This is a genomic window from Butyrivibrio sp. INlla16 (genome assembly GCF_900104155.1).
Taxonomy (GTDB): Bacteria; Bacillota; Clostridia; order Lachnospirales; family Lachnospiraceae; genus Butyrivibrio.
Genome location: NZ_FMYB01000006.1, coordinates 32,947 through 53,439, shown reverse-complemented (window position 1 = coordinate 53,439; position 20,493 = coordinate 32,947). Strand labels below are relative to the sequence as shown.

At 46.7% G+C, this 20,493-nt stretch carries 16 protein-coding genes; all 16 read left to right on the top strand.

Annotated features, from left to right (window positions below; translation table 11 throughout):
* The first annotated feature begins 142 nt into the window (after positions 1 to 142).
* The 16 genes from mmsA to BLR42_RS04420 all read left to right on the top strand — a co-directional run bounded on the left by mmsA (position 143) and on the right by BLR42_RS04420 (position 20,445).
* Positions 143 to 1,693, top strand: coding sequence for a multiple monosaccharide ABC transporter ATP-binding protein (gene mmsA, locus BLR42_RS04495; RefSeq protein WP_091867000.1), 1,551 nt, complete (start codon positions 143 to 145; stop codon positions 1,691 to 1,693).
* The gene (gene mmsB, locus BLR42_RS04490; RefSeq protein WP_022761000.1) at positions 1,693 to 2,883 is read left to right on the top strand and encodes a multiple monosaccharide ABC transporter permease; all 1,191 of its coding nucleotides are present in this window, start codon (positions 1,693 to 1,695) and stop codon (positions 2,881 to 2,883) included. Before mmsA ends, mmsB begins: the two co-directional genes overlap by 1 nt.
* Positions 2,884 to 3,039: 156 nt before the next feature.
* On the top strand, positions 3,040 to 4,434 hold the full coding sequence (locus BLR42_RS04485) for a GGDEF domain-containing protein (protein ID WP_091866998.1): 1,395 nt from the start codon (positions 3,040 to 3,042) through the stop codon (positions 4,432 to 4,434).
* A 128-nt stretch (positions 4,435 to 4,562) separates the two neighbouring features.
* A complete protein-coding gene (locus BLR42_RS04480) occupies positions 4,563 to 5,657 on the top strand; it encodes a substrate-binding domain-containing protein (protein ID WP_091866995.1) in 1,095 nt (364 codons plus the stop codon).
* A gap of 95 nt (positions 5,658 to 5,752) precedes the next feature.
* Positions 5,753 to 6,598, top strand: a complete 846-nt coding sequence (locus BLR42_RS04475; protein ID WP_091866993.1) for a DNA-3-methyladenine glycosylase family protein — start codon at positions 5,753 to 5,755, stop codon at positions 6,596 to 6,598.
* An 11-nt stretch (positions 6,599 to 6,609) separates the two neighbouring features.
* Entirely contained in the window at positions 6,610 to 7,524 is a 915-nt protein-coding gene (locus BLR42_RS04470) for an endo alpha-1,4 polygalactosaminidase (RefSeq protein ID WP_139165103.1), read from the top strand.
* 17 nt (positions 7,525 to 7,541) lie between these two features.
* A complete protein-coding gene (locus tag BLR42_RS04465; protein ID WP_091866989.1) occupies positions 7,542 to 8,165 on the top strand; it encodes a thiamine diphosphokinase in 624 nt (207 codons plus the stop codon).
* A gap of 66 nt (positions 8,166 to 8,231) precedes the next feature.
* Positions 8,232 to 10,235 (top strand): glycoside hydrolase family 31 protein, encoded by a 2,004-nt coding sequence (locus BLR42_RS04460; protein WP_091866987.1) that lies wholly within the window; start codon positions 8,232 to 8,234, stop codon positions 10,233 to 10,235.
* Positions 10,236 to 10,246: 11 nt separating this feature from the next.
* Positions 10,247 to 11,413, top strand: coding sequence for a serine hydrolase domain-containing protein (locus BLR42_RS04455; RefSeq protein WP_091866985.1), 1,167 nt, complete (start codon positions 10,247 to 10,249; stop codon positions 11,411 to 11,413).
* 113 nt (positions 11,414 to 11,526) lie between these two features.
* The gene (locus BLR42_RS04450; protein WP_091866982.1) at positions 11,527 to 13,623 is read left to right on the top strand and encodes a glycoside hydrolase family 3 protein; all 2,097 of its coding nucleotides are present in this window, start codon (positions 11,527 to 11,529) and stop codon (positions 13,621 to 13,623) included.
* A 120-nt stretch (positions 13,624 to 13,743) separates the two neighbouring features.
* Positions 13,744 to 14,559 (top strand): PHP domain-containing protein, encoded by an 816-nt coding sequence (locus BLR42_RS04445; RefSeq protein ID WP_091821877.1) that lies wholly within the window; start codon positions 13,744 to 13,746, stop codon positions 14,557 to 14,559.
* Between the two features lie 119 nt (positions 14,560 to 14,678).
* Complete coding sequence (locus tag BLR42_RS04440) at positions 14,679 to 15,860, top strand: ABC transporter ATP-binding protein (RefSeq protein WP_091866980.1); 1,182 nt, start codon at positions 14,679 to 14,681, stop codon at positions 15,858 to 15,860.
* Positions 15,857 to 16,756 carry a carbohydrate ABC transporter permease gene (locus BLR42_RS04435; RefSeq protein WP_242879190.1) on the top strand — a complete coding sequence of 300 codons (900 nt, stop codon included), beginning with the start codon at positions 15,857 to 15,859 and terminating at the stop codon, positions 16,754 to 16,756. Before BLR42_RS04440 ends, BLR42_RS04435 begins: the two co-directional genes overlap by 4 nt.
* A gap of 115 nt (positions 16,757 to 16,871) precedes the next feature.
* Positions 16,872 to 17,744, top strand: a complete 873-nt coding sequence (locus BLR42_RS04430; RefSeq protein ID WP_022761012.1) for a carbohydrate ABC transporter permease — start codon at positions 16,872 to 16,874, stop codon at positions 17,742 to 17,744.
* A complete protein-coding gene (locus tag BLR42_RS04425; RefSeq protein WP_242879188.1) occupies positions 17,741 to 19,414 on the top strand; it encodes an ABC transporter substrate-binding protein in 1,674 nt (557 codons plus the stop codon). The genes BLR42_RS04430 and BLR42_RS04425 overlap by 4 nt, the downstream gene beginning before the upstream one ends.
* Positions 19,415 to 19,527: 113 nt before the next feature.
* Complete coding sequence (locus BLR42_RS04420; RefSeq protein ID WP_091866978.1) at positions 19,528 to 20,445, top strand: hypothetical protein; 918 nt, start codon at positions 19,528 to 19,530, stop codon at positions 20,443 to 20,445.
* Positions 20,446 to 20,493 lie beyond the last annotated feature (48 nt).

The window sequence follows — 20,493 nt, the reverse complement described above, 5'->3', positions numbered from 1 at the left end:
GCCCAAATATTGAGAAATTCACTGGCGAGCAGTTTTAGTCCGGTGAACTACTTATGTAATAAGCAAGGCAACAAACAATAGAAGAATGGAATTAGGGTGTTTTAAACAATGAAGAATATAATTTGGAAAAGGAGGGGTTAACTTGGCGAAGATATTACTGGAAATGAAAAATATCACCAAAACCTTCCCCGGTGTGAAAGCCCTGGACAACGTAAATCTCCAGGTTGAAGAAGGCGAAATTCACGCACTGGTAGGTGAAAATGGAGCAGGAAAATCTACACTGATGAATGTTCTTAGTGGCATATATCCGTACGGAACCTACGAGGGCGATATTATATATGACGGAAATGTGTGCCAGTTTAACGACATTAAGGACAGTGAAGGAAAAGGAATAGTTATTATCCATCAGGAGCTTGCACTTATTCCTTACATGACAATTGCGGAGAACATGTTCCTCGGAAACGAGAGAGGAGCTAAGTTTAAGATTAACTGGAATGAGACCAGCGATCTTGCTCGCAAATATCTTGATATCGTTGGATTACCGGATAGCGCACAGACACAGATTAAGGATATAGGTGTTGGTAAACAGCAGCTTGTTGAGATTGCAAAAGCACTGTCAAAGAATGCAAGACTTCTTATTCTCGATGAGCCTACATCATCACTTAATGAGACAGATTCCAAGGCTCTGCTTGATCTTATGCTTAAGCTCAAGAAGGAGCAGGGACTTACATCAATCATCATCTCTCATAAGCTCAACGAGGTCTCTTACGTTGCAGATAAGATTACGGTTATCCGTGACGGTTCTACAATCGAGACACTGACGAAGGGCGTTGATGATTTCTCAGAAGACAGAATCATCAAGGGCATGGTTGGTCGTGAAATAGCAGACCGTTTCCCGAAGAGAGAACACCATGTCGGCGACGAAGTCATGATGGAAGTAAAGAATTGGAATGTTTACCATCCTTTATATAGCGATAGAAAAGTTGTTAAAGATGTCAGCATTCACGTTAAGAAGGGTGAAGTACTCGGCATATCAGGACTCATGGGTGCAGGCCGTACCGAGCTTGCAATGAGCGTATTCGGAAAGAGTTATGGAGACAACATCTCCGGACAGCTTTTCATAAAAGGACAGGAAGTTCACCTCAATACTGTACAGGATGCAATCAAGCACAAGCTTGCATATGTTACTGAGGACAGAAAGGGTAACGGACTTATCCTGACAAACCCGATCAAGATTAACACAACACTTGCTAATCTTGATGCGGTAAGTAAGAAGACAGTAATTGATAAAGATAAGGAATACAGTGTAGCAGTAGACTACAAGGAGAAGCTTAAGACTAAGGCTCCTTCAGTAGAACAGAACGTAGGAAACCTCTCCGGTGGTAACCAGCAGAAGGTACTTCTTGCAAAGTGGATGTTCGCAGACCCTGATATTCTTATACTTGATGAGCCTACAAGAGGTATCGACGTAGGTGCTAAATACGAAATCTACTGCATCATCAACCAGCTGGTAGCTGAGGGCAAATCAGTAATTATGATTTCTTCAGAGCTTCCCGAAATCCTTGGTATGTGTGACAGAATTTATATCATGAACGAAGGCAGAATGGTAGGAGAGCTCGATGGAAAAGAAGCTACTCAGGAAAAGATTATGGCTAAGATTTTACAGTCATCCGGAAATAAGGAGGTTAAATAATGAATAAGGACCAGGTTCTTGGCTTTTTAAAGAAAAATACTATGATCATCGTACTCATCATAGTAGTTGCATTCTTCTCATGGAGAACAGGCGGAGCAATTCTGCTTCCCATGAACGTTAGTAACTTGATTTCACAGAACGCTTATGTGTTCGTACTTGCAACAGGTATGCTCCTGTGTATCTTAACCGGTGGTAACATCGATCTTTCAGTTGGATCGGTTGTCTGCTTCGTAGGTGCGGTTGGTGCGACTCTCATGGTTAACATGAACATCCCGATTCCGCTTGCAATTCTTATCATGATTGCTCTTGGTACAGCAATCGGTGCTTTCCAGGGATTCTGGATCGCATTTGTTAGAATTCCTCCTTTCATCGTAACACTTGCAGGAATGCTTGTTTTCAGAGGACTTTCAAACGTAGTACTTAACGGACTTACAGTTTCCATCAAGGATAAGACAACATTCGTTAACCTTTTCGGTGGCGGTGCTGACTGCTATATCCACGACATCTTCGGAAACGGAACACTTAACCTTACATGTCTCTTTGGTGGACTTGTTGCAACAGCAGTATTCATCGTTCTTCAGGTTTCATCACGTATTCAGAGATCCAAGAAGAATTATGACGTAGAACACTTCGGAGCATTTGTTGGAAAGCTTGTTGTTATCTCAGCTGTAATCGTTCTCTTCGCTTACAAGCTTGCACAGCACAAGGGTATTCCTACAGTTCTCATCTGGGTTCTCATCGTAGTACTTGTTTACGGTTACATCACAAACAACACAACTGTTGGACGTTACTTCTACGCAGTAGGTGGTAACGAGAAGGCTACAAAGCTTTCAGGTATCAATACAAACAGAGTTTACTTCCTTGCATACACAAACATGGGATTCCTTGCAGCACTTGCAGGAATGATCACAATCGCTCGTCTTACATCAGCTCAGCCTACATATGGTCAGAACTACGAGATGGACGCTATCGGATCCTGCTTCATCGGTGGTGCATCTGCATACGGCGGAATTGGTACTGTTCCCGGAGTTATCGTCGGTGCGGTTCTTATGGGTGTTATCAACCTTGGTATGTCACTTATGGGTGTTGATGCCAACATGCAGAAGGTGGTTAAGGGTGTCGTTCTTCTTGCAGCCGTTATCTTCGACGTTGTATCAAAGCGTGGCGGTAAGATGATCGTTAAGAACTGATTTTGATATTGGAAAATGCCCGATTTTTCAAATAAATGAAATGAATTTCAAGGCCTCTCCCTTTAAACGGGGAGAGGCTTGTTTATGATTATTTAACTATTTCTCGTTAAAAAGTATGGTAAAATAATCATAACTACGAGGATAGGAGGTATCCTGATGAATCCGGCATGCAGCACGTATGATAAGTACAAGATTATAGCTGAATCTGTTGAGAATCCGTGTGCAATTTTGGCAGTTACAAGAAATGAGGATGGAACTGCAAAGGATGTCCAGATTTTTGCTGCTAATGATAAGTTCAGCATGACCGGAGAAAATGTGGAGGGAGATTCCTATACCAAATATCTTCCAAAGGAGCCGGAATTTGAAAATATGTGCATTAAGGCTGCTTTTGAGGGAGAAAAATTCCACAACTATGTAGATACCACAAAGTCCCTGGGAGTTTGGACAGACAACATAATTCTGCCGCTAAAACAGGAGGAGGACGAAAGCGTTGGATATTGCCAGTATATCTATGAGCTTACAAAGGAAATGGATGCCGGCAAGTTTTCATCTCTGTCGCCGATAATTGCGGGATTTGTGATAAAGAGCTGCCTTGAGCTTCGTACGGATCACGATTTTAAGACCAATCTGGGACAGGTAATTAAGGACATTCGCGAGTTTACGGATGCTTCTTCCGTATGCGTAATTTCCCTGAATAAAGAAAAGAAAAAGGCTGAGATAATCAGTCAGGACCATAAGGAAGGAATTCTCTGGGCTGAGCAGATTTATATGAAGGTTCATTATGACATAGCGGAATCCTGGGGTGAGATCGTCGGTGAGAGTGACTGCTTTATCATGAGAAATAAAGCGGAGATAGAAAGAATCGAAGAGATTGCTCCCAGGTGGGCGAAGGTTTTAAAGAGCGAAAACGCTGAAAGTCTCTGCCTGGTGCCTTTAAAGCAAAGGCTTGAGACCGTGGGATATATTCTTCTTACAAACTTTAACGTTGATAATGCAAACATGATAAAGGATACACTGGAGATTCTCTCGGTTTTCCTGTCATCGGAGATGGCTAACAGCCAGTTCTTAAAGCGCCTTGAGTGGCTGACAAGCGTTGATTTGCTCACGGGTGTTAGAAACAGAGCGGCTATGAATCGCACAGTGGACGAATTTGCCGAGCTCCTTAAGTGGAAAAAAGAGCCCTTTGGCGTTGCGTTTTGCATGATGAACGGCCTTCAGTATCTGAATGAGAAAAACGGACATGACGCCGGAAATAAGGCTCTTGAAAAAGCGGGTCAGATCCTCAGAGAAATCTTCGATGAAACAGAGGTCTTCAGATCCAGCGGCGAGGAGTTTTCTATTGTCTGCGAGAACATAGATAAGACTGAATTTACAGATAAGATTGAGAAGCTGCGCGAGAGGTGCAGCGATCCTGACGGAGTCTATTTTGCTATAGGGTATGAGTATGACGACACTGAGGGAGACATCAGACGCTCTCTCCGCCATGCGAATAAACAGATGCTTCGCGAGAAGGAAGCATTCTACGAGAAGTATCCGGAGAAGAAGTATTGAACAATATGAAGCCTTCCCCTTGGGGCGCTCGACGTCCGGGGGACGTCGGTTCAGCGCGGACCGAAGCGGAGCGAAGACAGGTGGCACGAAGTGCCGGATGAGGGGTAAAACAGGAGGACAACAATATTATGAAAAATAAACTGGTAAGTATTATGATCGTGACAGCACTTATGGTATCGATGATATCAGGCTGTTCATCAGGTAATACAAACAATGAGACAGCAGGAACACAGCAGACTTCTTCAGAGAACAATACTACTACAGCTGCAGGCGGAAATGATGCCAAAGCAGCCAGCCTTATTGATAAGAAGGTTGGAATTTGCATCTATCAGTTCGACGATGATTTTATGTCTCTTTTCAGAAATGAGCTTAAAAGCTACATGGTTGCACAGGGATTTTCCGCTGACAACGTAAGCATAGTTGATAGCGAGGGTAATCAGGCAGTGCAGACAGCACAGATTCAGGATTTCATAAAGAACGGAGTGGACGTACTCATTGTGAATCCGGTAAGTACTTCATCAGCTTCCGATATAACTGATCTCGTAGTCGGTGCCAATATTCCGCTTGTATACATTAACCGTGAGCCCGATAACAAAGAAGAACAGAGATGGAGAGATAACAACTGGAAGGTATGCTATGTAGGTTGTGATGCCCGCCAATCCGGAACCTATCAGGGCGAGATCATCTCAGATCTTGGTATGGATACAATTGACATGAACAAGAATGGTAAAGTCGACTATATCATGATACAGGGCGATCCTGAGAATATCGACGCACAGTATCGCACAGACTTTTCAATAAAGGCACTTCAGGACGCAGGAATGGATGTTAACTGCCTTACAAGCGGAGTCGGCAACTGGGATAAGCAGCAGGCAAAGAATCTTGTTGCTGATGCACTTGAGGCTCATCCCGAGACTGAAGTTGTATTCTGCAACAACGATGCAATGGCCCTCGGCGCCCTTGAATCCATCGAAGATGCCGGCAGAACAGTCGGAACCGACATCTATCTTGTAGGTGTGGATGCCCTTGTGGAAGCCCTTGAAGATGTTATCGACGGCAAGATGACAGGAACAGTCTTTAATGATCATTTCTCACAGGCTCACAGTGCCGCCGACGCAGCTATCAACTACATCAAAGGCCAGAGCAACGAGAACTATATCGGCTGCGACTACGTAAAGATCACAAGTGATAATGCACAGAAGATATTGGATGCAGTGAAGTGATTGGACTTGGATGATTAGTGATATGAATATTATTGAAAGGGCTGGAAAATCCAGCCCTTTCAGATTATAAATTAATGGAGTAATACAAGCATAATATGAACATAACAATTACAGATGATTTCGACCTTAAGAAAATACAGCTGAGCGGACAGTGTTTCCGCGTAAAAGAAACGGCTCCCGGGATATTCAGATTTATTACCGGCGAGAATGTAGTACACATTAAAAAACTATATGATAAGGCAAACACCTACGAAGTTTCCTGCTCTGAAGAGGAGTGGAAATCCATTTGGGAACCATACTTTGATTTCGAAAGAAATTATGCGGACATATCCAAAAAAGAGCGCGGAAAATACGCATTTTCAGATAAAGCCATCGATTTTGGTAGAGGCCTCAGAATCCTAAAACAAGATAAGTGGGAGATGCTGATATCCTTCATAATTTCGCAGAGAAAGAGCATCCCGGCAATATCTAGCGCGGTAGAGGCCGTTTCCAGAAAATTTGGAACAAGAGTAACTACAGCAGGTCAGACCCAGCAAGACGATACCGAAATCTACGCCTTCCCCACCGCTTATCAGATGGCAACGGCGACCCTTGAAGATCTGAAGGAGTGCGGGCTTGGTTACAGGGCTCCCTACGTGCTCGATGCAATCAGAAAAGTCTGCAATGGTGATATCGACCTAGAAGCAATAGATTCCCTCGATGATGAAACTCTTTTTGAGAAACTCATGGAAGTTCACGGAGTAGGAAAAAAGGTGTCCAATTGCATCTGCCTTTTTGCATATGCCAGAATGGGCAGAGCCCCGGTGGATGTCTGGATTGAACGTGCTATCAATGAAGAGTTTGGCGGAGTCAATCCGTTTCCGGAATATGGTGAAAACGCCGGCATCATACAGCAGTACATATTTTACTATCAAAAAATGCATGAGAGAGGCAATAATTGAGAAGAGTTTTTATGAAAGATTTGATAAGTTTAATTAAACATATAAAAAGTGCCTCGGTAAACAGGCCGATACGTATGGCAGCAGGTGTGCTCATAGCCGTTTTCATCGCAATCCCGCAGATTGCCCATGCCGGCTACGTGGTGGACATTGATTCTCCCGATGGGCCAAGGGGCTACGGCGTCTACATTGGCGCGAGCGCGGAGCAGCTCCACAAGAAGCTCGACGGCGACACCAACATTGGCCTTGCGGTGGTTGACGCGCAGTATCTTACGGCAGAGGATATAGGCTCTTTGAAAAAAGCCGGCAGGCGGATATACACCTACCTGAATGTAGGTTCCCTTGAGGATTTCAGGGATTACTACAAGACTTTTTCAGATATAACACTTGCTGAGTATGAAAACTGGCCCGGAGAATACTGGGTCGATGTATCCGAAGAGTCCTGGCAGGATTTTATTTGTGATACTCTTGCTGCTCAGTATGTGGCAAAGGGAGTTGATGGATTTTTCATAGATAATCTGGACGTATATTACAAGTATCCGCATTCCTGGATCTACAAAGGAATTGTGAAAATACTTCAGAGGCTTGACGACAAGTACCATCTTCCAATCATTGTAAACGGCGGAGATACGTTTGTGTCGCAGCTAATGGATGAGGACAAACAGGACATCATCGCCGGAATCAACCAGGAGTCGGTTTTCAGTACGATCCTGGATTATGAAAAGGGCGAGTTTGGCGAGCAGACCGCATTTGACAGAAAATATTACACGGAGTATCTGGCCCGTGCGAAAAAAGAAGGCCTTGTGGTATTCATGATTGAGTACACGAACGACATGAGGCTTGTGGATAAAATCAGTGAATTCTGTACGCAGAATGGTTACAAATGTTATGTCACGGATTCGCTGAAACTCGATGGAAACGTGGAGTGAGAAGTTGTGGGGGATTTATGAAAAGATGTGTTGTAGTTGGGGGATCACCAATTGAAAACTATGAGTTTGTCCGCGGGCGCCTCAGTGATGATGATTTTTTCATCTACTGCGACTGCGGACTTTCTCACATGGAAAGGCTTGGTTTCAAGCCTTCTTTAATTGTGGGGGACTTCGATTCCCATGAAAATCCCGAATTAGATGTAGAAACCATAGTGCTGCCCACAGAAAAGGATGACACAGACACCGTTTACGCCGTAAAGGAAGCAATAAACCGCGGTTTTACTGAGTTTGTACTAGTTGGCGCGCTTGGAAAAAGATTTGACCATACACTTGGAAACCTCGCAATTTTGCTAATGCTGAATTCAAAGGGATTATCGGGAATCATCTTAGATGACTACTCGGAGATTGGAGTAGTGTCGGGAAAATTCACAATATCCGAAAAGTGCAAGTATTTCTCAGTGCTGGCGGCAGGCGGTGACGCCCACGGCGTAACAATAAAAAATGCAAAATATAACATTGAAGATGCGGACATTATCTCGGATTTTCCGCTTGGAGTTTCCAATGAAATTCCTGATGGCAATATCGCCGAAATCAGCGTGCGAGAAGGCAGGCTGTTTGTTATTAAGATATTTAATGAATAAAGAACTGTTCAATAAAAATTGAATGGCAAAAATTAGAAAGAGTTTTCAGTACGAGGGAGGAAAGACATGATATTTCTTGAAAAAGAAGGAGCACTTATAGCAAAAAGACAGGGGGAAACACTGAGAATAGAGCCCTGGGGCAAGAATTCACTGAGAGTTCGAAGCACGATGTATCCGGAGTTCACCGGAAGAAACTGGGCGCTGACAGTTGATGACAATTGCAAAAGCGATAAAACCGCTGAAATCTCCATAACAGAGCGCGAGGACGGCCCTTTTGCAAGCATTGAAAACGGCAAGATCAAGGCAACCGTGAACTTTGCGGGAGTAATAACTTTTTATAAAGATGAAAAGATGTTCCTTCGCGAGTATTTTCGCTGCTACGGTGGAACCGAGTCAAAGGAATCAAGATGCCTTAAATACATTAACCGCGATTACAAGCCGCATGTGGGCGGCGACTACCGCATCACACTCAAATTCGAGAGTAACGACGGCGAGAAAATCTTTGGAATGGGACAGTACCAGCAGCCCTACACGGACCTGAAGGGATGCATCCTCGACCTCGAGCAGAGAAATTCACAGGTGTCTGTACCTTTCGCAGTATCCAGCCTTGGCTACGGATTTTTATGGAACAATCCGGCCGTAGGCCGTGTAACCTTCGGAAACAACTACACCGAGTGGGTGACTGAGGCCTCAAAGGAGCTTGACTACTGGATTACAGCTGAGGACACACCAAGACAGATTATTGAAAATTACACCGAAGTGACCGGCCGTGCGCCGCAAATGCCTGACGAGCTGCTGGGACTCTGGCAGTGCAAACTCAGATACCGCACACAGGAGGAAGTCCTCACCGTAGCCCGCACCTGCAAGGAGAAGGGCGTGCCGATCGACTGCATCGTTATCGACTTCTTCCACTGGACCGTCCAGGGCGACTGGAAATTTGACGAGACCTATTGGCCTGATCCCAAGGCGATGGTGGACGAGCTCCACAGCATGGGCATCAAGGTCATGGTTTCCGTATGGCCTTCAGTCGACAAGCGCAGCGAGCACTTTTACGACATGTTGGAAAAAGGACTCCTTGTGAAAAACGAAAGAGGCGGACTTCAGAACTATGATTATCAGGGTGATTGCACAGTTTTCGATGCGACCAATCCTGAGGCCAGAGACTATGTATGGCAGGTCTGCAAGAAGAACTACTATGATTTCGGAATAGACATGTTCTGGCTCGATAACTCTGAGCCCGACCTTATCAAGTATGACTTCGACGCCCTAAGGTACTACATGGGATCGGCACTGGAAGTCAGCAACATCTATCCGCAGTGCTATAGCCGCACCTTCTACGACAACATGAAAAAAGAGCAGAATACACCGGTAGTCAACCTCCTCCGCTCAGCCTGGGCCGGAAGCCAGAAGTACGGAAATGTTGTCTGGTCCGGAGATGTACCGAGTACTTTTGAAGCATTAAGGGACCAGATCGCTGCAGGCCTCAATATGGGACTTGCCGGAATTTCATGGTGGACAACCGACATCGGCGGCTTCATGACCGACGATGTGAATGATCCCGATTTCAGACAGCTCCTTATCAGATGGTTTGAATTTGCGGTATTTTCACCAATCCTCCGAATCCACGGAGACAGAGGTCCCTATGACATTCCTCCGCTTGATAACAGAGATTTCGGCGGCGGATATCTTCACACCGGCCAGGACAATGAGCTCTGGAGCTACGGCGAAGACAACTTCAAGATAATGAAGGATCAGCTGAATTTAAGACATGAGCTGAAGCCCTATATAAAGTCACTTTTTGAAGAAACAAGCAAAAACGGCTCACCTATAATCAGGACACTTTTCTATGAGTTCCCGAATGACGAAAAGTGCTGGGAAACCTACGATGAGTACATGTTCGGAAGCGACTACCTGGTTGCTCCGATCCTTGAACTGAATCAGTTTGAGAGACAGGTATATCTTCCTCAAGGAAAGTGGGAAGACATAAGAGATGGCAAGATTTACGACGGCGCGCAGACAATTACTGTAAAAGCTCCGATTGAATCAATTCCGGTATTTAGGAAAAAGTAAGGAGAGACACAATGCGAGACAAGAAAAAACTATTCACAGAATGTATTGACAGAATCATAGATTCAGGAGAGCTGGTGGGTTTAAATGCTCTTGTCCTGAAGGATGGTAAGGAAGAAATGTACGCAGAGGCCGGTTTTGCGGATCTTGAAGCAAAAAAGCCGTTTAAGCGTGACACCATCGTAAGGCTTTACTCCCAGAGTAAGCCAATAACTGCGGCGGCAGCGATGCTCCTCATTCAGGACGGAATAATTGAGCCCTACGAGCCTGTCGGAAACTACATCGAGAGCTTCAAAAATCAGGAAATAGTTGAAGGCGGAGTAAGAAGGCCCGTGAGATGGGATCGGCCGATGTTCATAAAGGACCTTCTCGACATGACCTCAGGGCTTGTCTATCCCTTCGACAACACGGCGGCGGAGATCACAACAGGTCAGCTTTATAACGAGCTGATTGACAGACTTCCCACCGATAACATGATGAGCACTATGGAATTCGCTGAGCGCCTGGGCAGACTTCCGCTTGAATTCCAACCCGGGGACCACTTCCGCTACGGCACAAGCGCCGACGTACTTGGCGCTGTAATAGAGACGGCTTCCGGAATGAAGTTCGGAGACTTCCTGAAGGAGCGCATCTTTGAGCCGCTTAACATGAAGGACACCGGATTCTATGTGCCGGAGGAAAAAATGGACCGGTTCGCAACTGCCTATGATTGCTACGGCGAAGCACCTGTCAGATACAGCGGCAACAACCTTGGTATCCGCGACGATGGAAAAAAGAATGCCTTCGAATCAGGCGGCGCGGGCATTTTCTCAACAATTGACGACTATGCGAACTTTGCAAGAATGCTCATGAACGGCGGAACTTTTGAAGGAAAAGAAATCCTCACAAAGAATACCGTGCGCTTCATGACAGGAGCTCAGCTTACAGATGAGCAGCAAAACGACATGAAAACCTGGAGCGCCCTCGGCGGATTTTCTTACGGCAATCTTATGCGCATAATGAAGAATCCCGGAAGAGCCGGAATAATCGCAGGCGAAGGCGAGTACGGCTGGGATGGCTGGCTTGGCCCCTATTTCTGCAATGATCCCGAGAGCGGAACAACCTTCCTTATGCTGACTCAGAGAGTTGATTACGGCACCGGAGTTGCCACGAGAAAACTGAGGAATATAATCTTTTCATAAACGGAAAAACGCTACTTTTTTATAGTTATTTAACGAATACTTCAGCGCCGGTGTGCTAAGATTATTATGGATAAAACCGTAATTTGTGATTATTATAATCGGAAGGGCATATTATGGAAGGAAGCATTCAAACTTTAAAATATCGCGCGGAAGAAATTTTAGAGGCGATGACCCTGGATGAAAAAATCGGGATGATCCACGGAAACGAACTCTTCAAAACGAAGGGAATACCGAGACTTGGGATACCGCCGCTTGTAATGTCCGACGGCCCCATGGGAGTTCGCGCGGAGTTTGAAAAAGACGACTGGATTCCGGTAGGAAACACTGACGATTATGTTACCTATCTTCCCTGCAACAGCGCGGTTGCAGCGACCTGGAACAAAAACCTTGCAAGCAGAACCGGAAGCGTTCTCGGCGAGGAGACCAGAGGCCGCGGTAAAGATATAATCCTTGCGCCAGGCATGAACCTCAAAAGGTCGCCGCTTTGCGGAAGAAACTTTGAATATTTCAGCGAGGATCCTTTCTTGACCTCCGAGATGGCATCGGAGTATATAAAAGGCGTCCAGAGCTGGGATGTCTCCGCATGCCCGAAGCACTTCGCCCTGAATCACCAGGAAACTGCAAGGCTTGAAGTCGATGAAGAAATCGACGACGATGTTCTTGATGAGTTGTATCTCCAGGTGTTCAAGGATGTCATAGACGCCGCAAATCCCTACAGCATCATGGCTGCCTACAACAAGCTGCGCGGCGAATACTGCTGCGAGAGCAAGCTCCTTCTGAATGAGATTCTCAGGGAAAAATGGGGCTTCCAGGGACTCGTGATCTCCGATTGGGGCGGCATTCACAATACCAAAGAAGCTGCCGAAGCGGAAATTGACCTGGATATGTCCGTCACAAGCGATTTTGATAATTACAAATTCGCGAAGCCGCTAAAGGACATGGTTCTAAGCGGCGAAATCGACGAGGAAATAATCGATCGCAAGGTAATTCGCATTCTGATCCTGATGCTTCGCCTCAACATGCTTGATGAGGACGTGATGATCAGGAAAGATGCGCCCTACAACTCATTTGCAGCAAGACAGGATTGCCTTGACATCGCAAGGGGAAGCATCGTACTTTTGAAAAATGAAGACAAGCACCTTCCTCTCTCACGATACGAAATAAAGAATAAGAGAATTCTTATAATTGGCGAAAATGCAAATCGCACCCATTCAAACGGCGGCGGAAGCGCAGAAATCAAGGCCCTTTACGAAATCACTCCGCTTCTTGGAATTAAGGGAAGAATCGGCGGAGCGGCAAAGGTCGACTACCTGCGGGGTTACGCCAGCTCTCAGGAAGCGATTTTCAGCTATGAGGGCACAAACTGGCAGGCTACAAGCCTTGATGACATTGAGGAAACCAAGGACTCTGCGGAAGATGCAAAAGAAAAAGAAGAGCTTTCAAAGCTTCGTAAAAACCTAAGAGACGAAGCTCTTGCTGCCTGCGATGACTATGATTATGTAATTTTCGTAGGCGGATTAAATCACGATATCGACCTCGAGGGTAAGGACAAAGAGAATATAAAGCTCCCTTACGAGCAGGATGAACTTTTGGAAGAACTCCTGGAAAAACGCCCCGACACCATCGTTTGCATGATAGGCGGCGGCGCCGTTGATATGACAAGATGGCTTGATAAGTGTAAAGCACTTGTGTGGATGTATTATAATGGCATGGAGGGCGGAAACGCGCTCGCAGAGGTTATCCTTGGGGACATCAATCCCTGCGGACACCTGCCGGAGACTTTTTATAAATCGGAAAAAGACTGCTCAGCCCACAGTATAGGTGACTTTGGGGACACTGAGATGGTTCATTACAAAGAGCGTTTCCACATCGGATATCGCCACATTTACAAGGAAAATATTCCCGTGCAGTTTCCTTTCGGATACGGACTGACCTACTCCGATTTTGAGATATCGAAGCTGTCCTTCAACACCGGACGGCGCATGGCCTGCGGCAAGCTTACCAACAAATCCGATGAGGATGGCGCGGAGATAATCCAGGTCTACAGACTGCCAGACGAAGCGCATGACTACCTTGAGCTTGTCGGCTTCGAAAAAGTATACACCAGGGCAAACGGAGAAATAGAATTTGAAATTCCTGTCCGTGACAGAGTCGGAATCGGCAAATACGCCGTCGGCTTCAACAGCGGAGAACTAACGACGATAGAATAAAACAATAATATGCCTTCTATGCCTTCCCCTTGGGGGGCGCTCGACGTCCGGGGGACGTCGGTTCAGCGCGGACCGAAGCGGAGCGAAGACAGGCGGCACGAAGTGCCGGATGAGGAGAAAATGCTAACCATAAAATGTGACCTGCACACCCACACATTATACTCGGCGCACGCCTACTCAACCATCGAGGAGAACGTGCGGGAGGCCGAGTCCATAGGACTGGAGCTTCTTGCCAGCACCGATCATTTCAGTTCCATGGTCGTTGCAGAGGACGAGGATCTGCGCTCCTACCAGTTTTTCACCAATCAGGGGTGCTGGAAACGCTTTTGGCATGGCGTTAAACTCCTTCGCGGATGCGAGGTGGACATAGTCAATCCCGAGGGCTACCTCTTTGGAATGGGACTTCCTATAAAAAGATCAATTGTAGGCGATCCCTACAAGGAAGACAAAGACCTCTTTCACAGAGCGACAGAGAACCTGGACTTTATCATAGCAAGTGTGCACGGAAAATGGGGACTTCAGGGCATCACTAAAAACCAGGCGACTCAGATGTACATCACCGTTCTGGAAGATCCGCAAATACTGATGCTCGGACACATAGGCCGCGCCGGAATACCTTTTGAAACCGACGAAGTCCTAAACCGGGCAAAAGAACTACACAAACCGATCGAGATAAATGAGCACAGTGTTATCTGGAGCGGCGACGTTATGGACAGATGCAAGGAAATCGCCATAAGATGCGCAGAGCTTGGGGTAAGCATCTGTGTCAACACTGACGCTCATATCGCGACAGATGTCGGAAGATTTCCCACAGCGATATCAATGCTTGAGGAAATCCATTTCCCGCAGGAACTCATCATGAACCGCGACAGCGAAAGCTTCCTTTCGCAGTACTACGCGGCCGGGTTCCCGGAAATCAAATTCGACGAAGAATGATTTAGCCTTCCCCTTGGGGGAGGAATAATTAATTGCCTTCCCCTGGGGGGAAGGTGTCTGCGAAGCAGACGGATGAGGGGACCACAAGTTGTCTGCAAAGCAGACGGATAAGGGCAAGTATGAAAATAGTTTTAGAAAATCTAACAAAAAAATTCCCAAACAGAAACAAAAAAATAAAGGGCGACGTCATCGCCGTAAATAACTTCGACCACGAAATCCCGGACGGGAAGCTCATTGGGCTCCTCGGTCCTTCGGGCTGCGGAAAAAGTACGGTCCTTAACCTTATAAGCGGCCTTGAAAAACCGACTTCCGGCAAGATTTTCTTCGGAGATGATGACGTGACAGAGCTTCCGGCTGAAAATCGCGGAGTGGGGCTTGTTTTCCAGAATTATGCGCTGTACCCACATCTTAACGTGCGTGAAAACATTCGGTTCCCACTTGAGAACCTGCGCGGAAAGGACAAACTCACCAAGGACGAGATGAACAGCAAAGTCCTTAAGACCGCAAAGCTTGTGCAGATTGAGAGCCTTCTTGACCGCAAACCCTCCGAGATGTCGGGCGGACAGCAGCAGAGAGTTGCGATTGCGAGAGCACTTGTTAAGCAGCCAAGAGTCCTCCTTCTGGATGAGCCCTTGTCAAATCTTGACGCAAGACTCCGCCTTCAGACAAGAGAGGAGCTCAAGAGAATTCAGATAGAGACCGGAATTACCACAATTTTCGTAACCCATGATCAGGAAGAGGCGATGAGCATCTGTGACTCCATCGTAGTTATGAAGGACGGCTGCATCATGCAGTACGGCGCGCCTCAGGATGTCTACGACTATCCGGACAACCTCTTTGTTGCGAAATTCCTGGGGTCTCCCCAGATCAACGTCTTCAAGGGCGAGATCAGAGGCAGTTCACTTTTCATAGGAAAAGACTATGTGATGGATGTGAAGGACCTCTGCGGGCATGCCGGAAGAAATTGTGAGAAGGGAGAAATATCCCAAAATGCCAATGGTGCCGGAAGCTCGGAAATCAGACCGTGCTACGTTGCTATAAGACCTGAGGGTTTCGAAGCCCTGTCCGAGAATGATACAGATAATTTTTTTGGAACCCTTCGCTGCGAATTCAGAAAAATGGAAGTAATGGGGCGTGATACCAGCATCATCTGTACACACGAGGCTTTTGAAGGAACCGTGATAAGAGCGATAATCCCTTCGGAGACACGTCCTCAGTTCATCGGAGGCGAAGTCTGCTTCAGACTAAAGCCCACGAAGGTCCACATTTTTGACGCTGAAACGGAGGAAGTAATCCGGTGAGCAATAAGAAACAGACCTTAACCGCCTGGCTGTGCCTTCTGCCGGCGATCATATTCCTGGGAGCCTTCCTCGTCTATCCGATGATAGACGTATTTGTGTACTCCTTTGAGGAGGGCTACAACTTTGCATCGCAAAGCTATTTCGGGCTCGGAACCTACAACTATTCCTACGTTCTGCACGACCCGTATTTCATACAGGCTCTGAAAAACACCTTCATCATTGTGATTATAACAGTGCCGCTTTCCACAGGTATTGCGCTGATTATTTCGATAGCCCTCAGCTCAATTGACAAACTGAGGGAGCTTTTCCAGACAATCTATTTTCTTCCCTACGTCACTAACACTCTGGCGGTGGGACTTGTTTTCATGATCCTTTTCCAGAAAACCGCTTACACCGATGGCATGGTGAACGTGCTCATAAACGCGTTCGGCGGCGAAAGCATCGATTTCATCGACGGTCCCTACTGGGCAAAAATGTTCGTCATGTGCTTCTACACCATCTGGTGCGTGCTGCCCTTTAAGATCCTGATTCTGACGAGCAATCTCGCTTCCGTCGATCCCATCTACTACAAAGCGGCTAAGATAGATGCAACTCCCAAGTGGAGAATTTTCACGAAAATCACGCTCCCGATGATCTCGCCCATGATCTTTTACCTGGTCATCACCGGATTTATCGGGGCTTTCAAAGCATACAGCGACGAGGTTGCGCTTTTTGGGACCGACCTCAACGCGGCAGGCATGAACACAATCGTAGGCTACATCTACGACATGCTCTACGGCAACAGCGGCGGCTACCCGTCCTATGCCTCGGCTGCAGCGATCATCCTGTTCGCCATAGTATTCACCATCACCGTCATCAACCTGCTCGTCAGCGAGAAGACGGTATATTACCAATAAAATAGAAAGAGCCTTCCCCTTGGGGGCGCTCAACGTCCGGGGGACGTTGGCTTAGCGCCGACCGAAGCGGAGCGAAGACAAGGTGGCACGAAGTGCCGGATGAGGGGTACACCCAATGAATGACCTTAATTACGAAAAAATCGAAGCCCGCGACCGGGCCGCCACAATAGCCCAGGGAATTGTGAAATACCTTTTCCTGACCTTCTGGGCCCTAATTGTACTGTTCCCTTTTTACTGGATGATTCTCACATCCTTTAAAAGCTACAGTTCCTACAACAGCGAGTACGTGCCGAGACTCATCGTTACATCGCCCACTTTCCAAAACTATGTGAGCGCGTTCACGGAAGTTTCTCTGGGAAGATACCTGATAAACACCTTCATTTTCACGGTGGTTACCACGGGCATAATGCTTGTAATCGTGGTTCTTTCCGCATTCGCGTTTTCAAGACTCGAATTCCCCGGAAAAAACCTGGTATTTGCGCTGTTTTTATCACTGATGATGATTCCAAATGAACTCGTCATCATCACAAACTATGTCACAATCACCGACCTGAATATGCGCAACTCCTTCCCCGGCCTGGTGCTGCCGTCGGTCATCTCGGTTTTTTACATATATCTTCTTAAGGAAAACTTCGAGCAGATTCCGGATGAACTCTACAAAGCAGCAAAGGTAGACGGGACCAGCGACATGCGCTATCTATGGCGCGTCATGATTCCGATTGCAAAGCCCACACTCATCACCATCACAATCCTGAAGGTCATCGAGTGCTGGAATTCTTACATCTGGCCGAGACTCATCACTGACGACTCCAACTATTTTCTCGTCTCCAACGGAATTCAGGAGATACGTGAAAACGGCTTTGGCCGTGAAAATATCCCCGCCATGATGGCAGCAGTGGTGGCAATTTCCGTACCGCTGATGATTTTGTTCCTTGTATTTCGAAGGAAAATCATGGCCGGAGTTGCAAGAGGAGGTACGAAGGGATGATGCCGAATTTTTGCAACAAAAAATCCATAAAGAAAATTGCGCTTGCAGCCGCTATGGTACTTACAGTTGCCATAAACGGACTTGCTTTGACAGCCTGCCACGGAAGTAAAGAAGCCCGCGGATTCGAGATACCGGAATCTTTTGATGAGAACAAGAAAATAGAAATCACTTTCTGGGCAAAGAATGATACCAACAAAACCCAGACAAGAATATACGAAAAAGCGATCAAGAATTTTGAGGAGCTTTATCCGAATGTGGATGTAACAATCCGACTATACACGGATTATGGCAAAATATATAATGACGTAATTACAAATATCGCGACAGATACCACGCCCAATGTCTGCATAACCTACCCCGATCATATCGCGACTTACATGACCGGCGCGGACACAGTTGAGCCATTGGACGATCTTTTCGCAGATGAAAAATACGGACTTGGCGGCAGCGAGCTGAAATACGACGCTCCGACCATTGACGAGATTGTTCCTGAGTTTTTATCAGAGTGCAAGATTGGAGGCAGCCACTACGCGATCCCGTATATGCGCTCAACCGAGGCCTGCTATGTCAATAAAGACTTTGTAGAACAGCTTGGCTTTGAGATGCCGGAGGTCCTCACCTGGGATTTTGTCTGGGAAGTTTCCGAGGCAGCCCTTGCGAAAAACGAGGATGGCACCTACAAGCTAAACGGCCAGAAGGTCATGATACCTTTTATATATAAATCCACCGATAACATGATGATACAGATGCTGAAACAGCAGGGGGCAGGCTACTCGAATGATAAGGGGGACATCGAACTTTTCAGTGATGATACCAAGGCTTCCCTCATGACAATAGCAGAGCATGCGAAAACCGGTGCATTCTCAACCTTCAAGATCTCCGGATATCCCGCAAACTTCTTGAATGCCGGCCAGTGCATATTTGCAGTCGACTCAACCGCAGGCTCCACCTGGATGGGCTCCAAGGCACCGCTCCGCGACATCGCGGAAGACAAAGTGGTGGACTTTGAAACCGTAGTATATCCCATCCCGCAGTACTACTCGAAAGATGGAGAGCTTCTGGATGACAGTATTAAGGCAGCTGGTGGCCGCTACGCAATGATTTCCCAGGGCCCCTCTATCTGCATCTTCAATAAAGAGGATCCGCAGGTTGTGCTTGCATCCTGGCTTTTTGCGCAGTACATGCTGACGAATGATGTCCAAATGGCTTATGCCGAGACAGAAGGCTATGTTCCTGTCACCACAAAAGCTCAGGAATCTGCTGAATATAAGGACTACCTGAATAGAGCAGGTGAGGATAACAGCACATATTATGATGTGAAAATTGCTGCTACAAAGCTTCTTCTTGATAACCAGCGCTATACCTTTGTTACCAGTGTATTCAACGGCTCCACCTCGCTTCGAGATGCAGCGGGTGCGCTAATCGAGAATGTCACCAAGTCGGTTCGCAGAAAGAAAGAAGTGGACGACGACTTCATCGTCAAGCTCTACGATGACACCAGAAGCCTCTACCACCTTGATTCCGGCAGCGCAGTAAACGCCGGCAAAGCAGACCTCGGCGAACTTCCCGAGGAATCCAAGTGGCTCATCAGGATATTGATTGGCGCCTGGGTACTGATCGGCGCGTACTTCTTCTATTCGAGGAAAAGTGGCAAGATTTCGAAAGAATAGTTTTTTCACCAATAGAGTGATATAATAGTCGGCGATAACAGATAACGGCAGTGAGCCAAGTGCGCATACAACAGCACAAACCCGGCAGCTGACCATTACAGGAGGAAAAAATTATGAAAAAGAAGACTATCGCAACATTATTGACACTTGCATTTGCTGTAAGCATGATCGGATGCGGACAGGCTAAGACAGAAGCTCCCGCAGAGACAGCTACAGAGGCTGAGAGCACAGAAGCAGCTGATGCAGCTGAGACAGAAGAGAGTGTAGAAGAGACAACAGAAGCAACAGAAGAAACAGTAGAAGAGACAACAGAAGAAACAGCAGAAGAGACAACAGAAGAAGCAACAGACGCAGCAGAAGACACAGAAGCTGCAACAGGCGATGTTATGAGCCATGATGATTTTGCTGCTGCTGATCTTGATGCGGAGGTTACAGTTGAGACCTATGTACAGGCTAAGCAGGGCTGGTGGGAGAAAGACGGCGTAGGCGTTGCTACTTTCTACACACAGGCTGAAGATGGTGCATACTTCCTTTACAACATGCCTTGCTCTGAGGAAGACTACGCTAAGCTTGAGCAGGGAACCAAGATCAAGGTTACCGGTTACAAGACAGAGTGGGAAGGCGAAGTTGAGATCATCGATGCAACTTACGAGATCGAGGACGGAAGCTTTGTTGCTGAGGCAGAAGATGTAACAGCTGACCTTGCAAGCGATTCTATCATCGACCACCAGAACGAGTTCGTATCTTTCACAGACATGACTGTAGAAGCAAGCAAAGACGCTGACGGCAACGAAGTTGCTTTCCTTTACAACTATGACGGATCAGGCTCTCAGGGCGACGACCTTTACTTCAACGTATCTGCTGATGGAAATACCTACACCTTCACAGTTGAGTCCTACCTTTGCGACAAGGACTCCGACGTTTACAAGGCTGCTGAGGCACTTAACGTTGGCGACAAGGTTGACATGGAGGGCTTCCTCTACTGGTACCAGGGCGTTAACCCCCACATCACCAAGGTTACTGTTAAGTAATAAAAATTCGAGGCCTGAAAAATCCTCAGACTTTGCAGTATTTTGAGG

What these genes read in the sequence shown, in the direction of transcription:
- BLR42_RS04460 (WP_091866987.1), top strand. Translation starts at nt 8,232, where the DNA reads ATGATATTTCTTGAAAAAGAAGGAGCACTTATAGCAAAAAGACAGGGG.
- BLR42_RS04420 (WP_091866978.1), top strand. Translation starts at nt 19,528, where the DNA reads ATGAAAAAGAAGACTATCGCAACATTATTGACACTTGCATTTGCTGTA.
- BLR42_RS04430 (WP_022761012.1), top strand. Translation starts at nt 16,872, where the DNA reads ATGAATGACCTTAATTACGAAAAAATCGAAGCCCGCGACCGGGCCGCC.
- BLR42_RS04465 (WP_091866989.1), top strand. Translation starts at nt 7,542, where the DNA reads ATGAAAAGATGTGTTGTAGTTGGGGGATCACCAATTGAAAACTATGAG.
- mmsB (WP_022761000.1), top strand. Translation starts at nt 1,693, where the DNA reads ATGAATAAGGACCAGGTTCTTGGCTTTTTAAAGAAAAATACTATGATC.
- BLR42_RS04440 (WP_091866980.1), top strand. Translation starts at nt 14,679, where the DNA reads ATGAAAATAGTTTTAGAAAATCTAACAAAAAAATTCCCAAACAGAAAC.
- BLR42_RS04475 (WP_091866993.1), top strand. Translation starts at nt 5,753, where the DNA reads ATGAACATAACAATTACAGATGATTTCGACCTTAAGAAAATACAGCTG.
- BLR42_RS04485 (WP_091866998.1), top strand. Translation starts at nt 3,040, where the DNA reads ATGAATCCGGCATGCAGCACGTATGATAAGTACAAGATTATAGCTGAA.
- BLR42_RS04455 (WP_091866985.1), top strand. Translation starts at nt 10,247, where the DNA reads ATGCGAGACAAGAAAAAACTATTCACAGAATGTATTGACAGAATCATA.
- BLR42_RS04470 (WP_139165103.1), top strand. Translation starts at nt 6,610, where the DNA reads ATGAAAGATTTGATAAGTTTAATTAAACATATAAAAAGTGCCTCGGTA.
- BLR42_RS04480 (WP_091866995.1), top strand. Translation starts at nt 4,563, where the DNA reads ATGAAAAATAAACTGGTAAGTATTATGATCGTGACAGCACTTATGGTA.
- BLR42_RS04425 (WP_242879188.1), top strand. Translation starts at nt 17,741, where the DNA reads ATGATGCCGAATTTTTGCAACAAAAAATCCATAAAGAAAATTGCGCTT.
- BLR42_RS04445 (WP_091821877.1), top strand. Translation starts at nt 13,744, where the DNA reads ATGCTAACCATAAAATGTGACCTGCACACCCACACATTATACTCGGCG.
- BLR42_RS04450 (WP_091866982.1), top strand. Translation starts at nt 11,527, where the DNA reads ATGGAAGGAAGCATTCAAACTTTAAAATATCGCGCGGAAGAAATTTTA.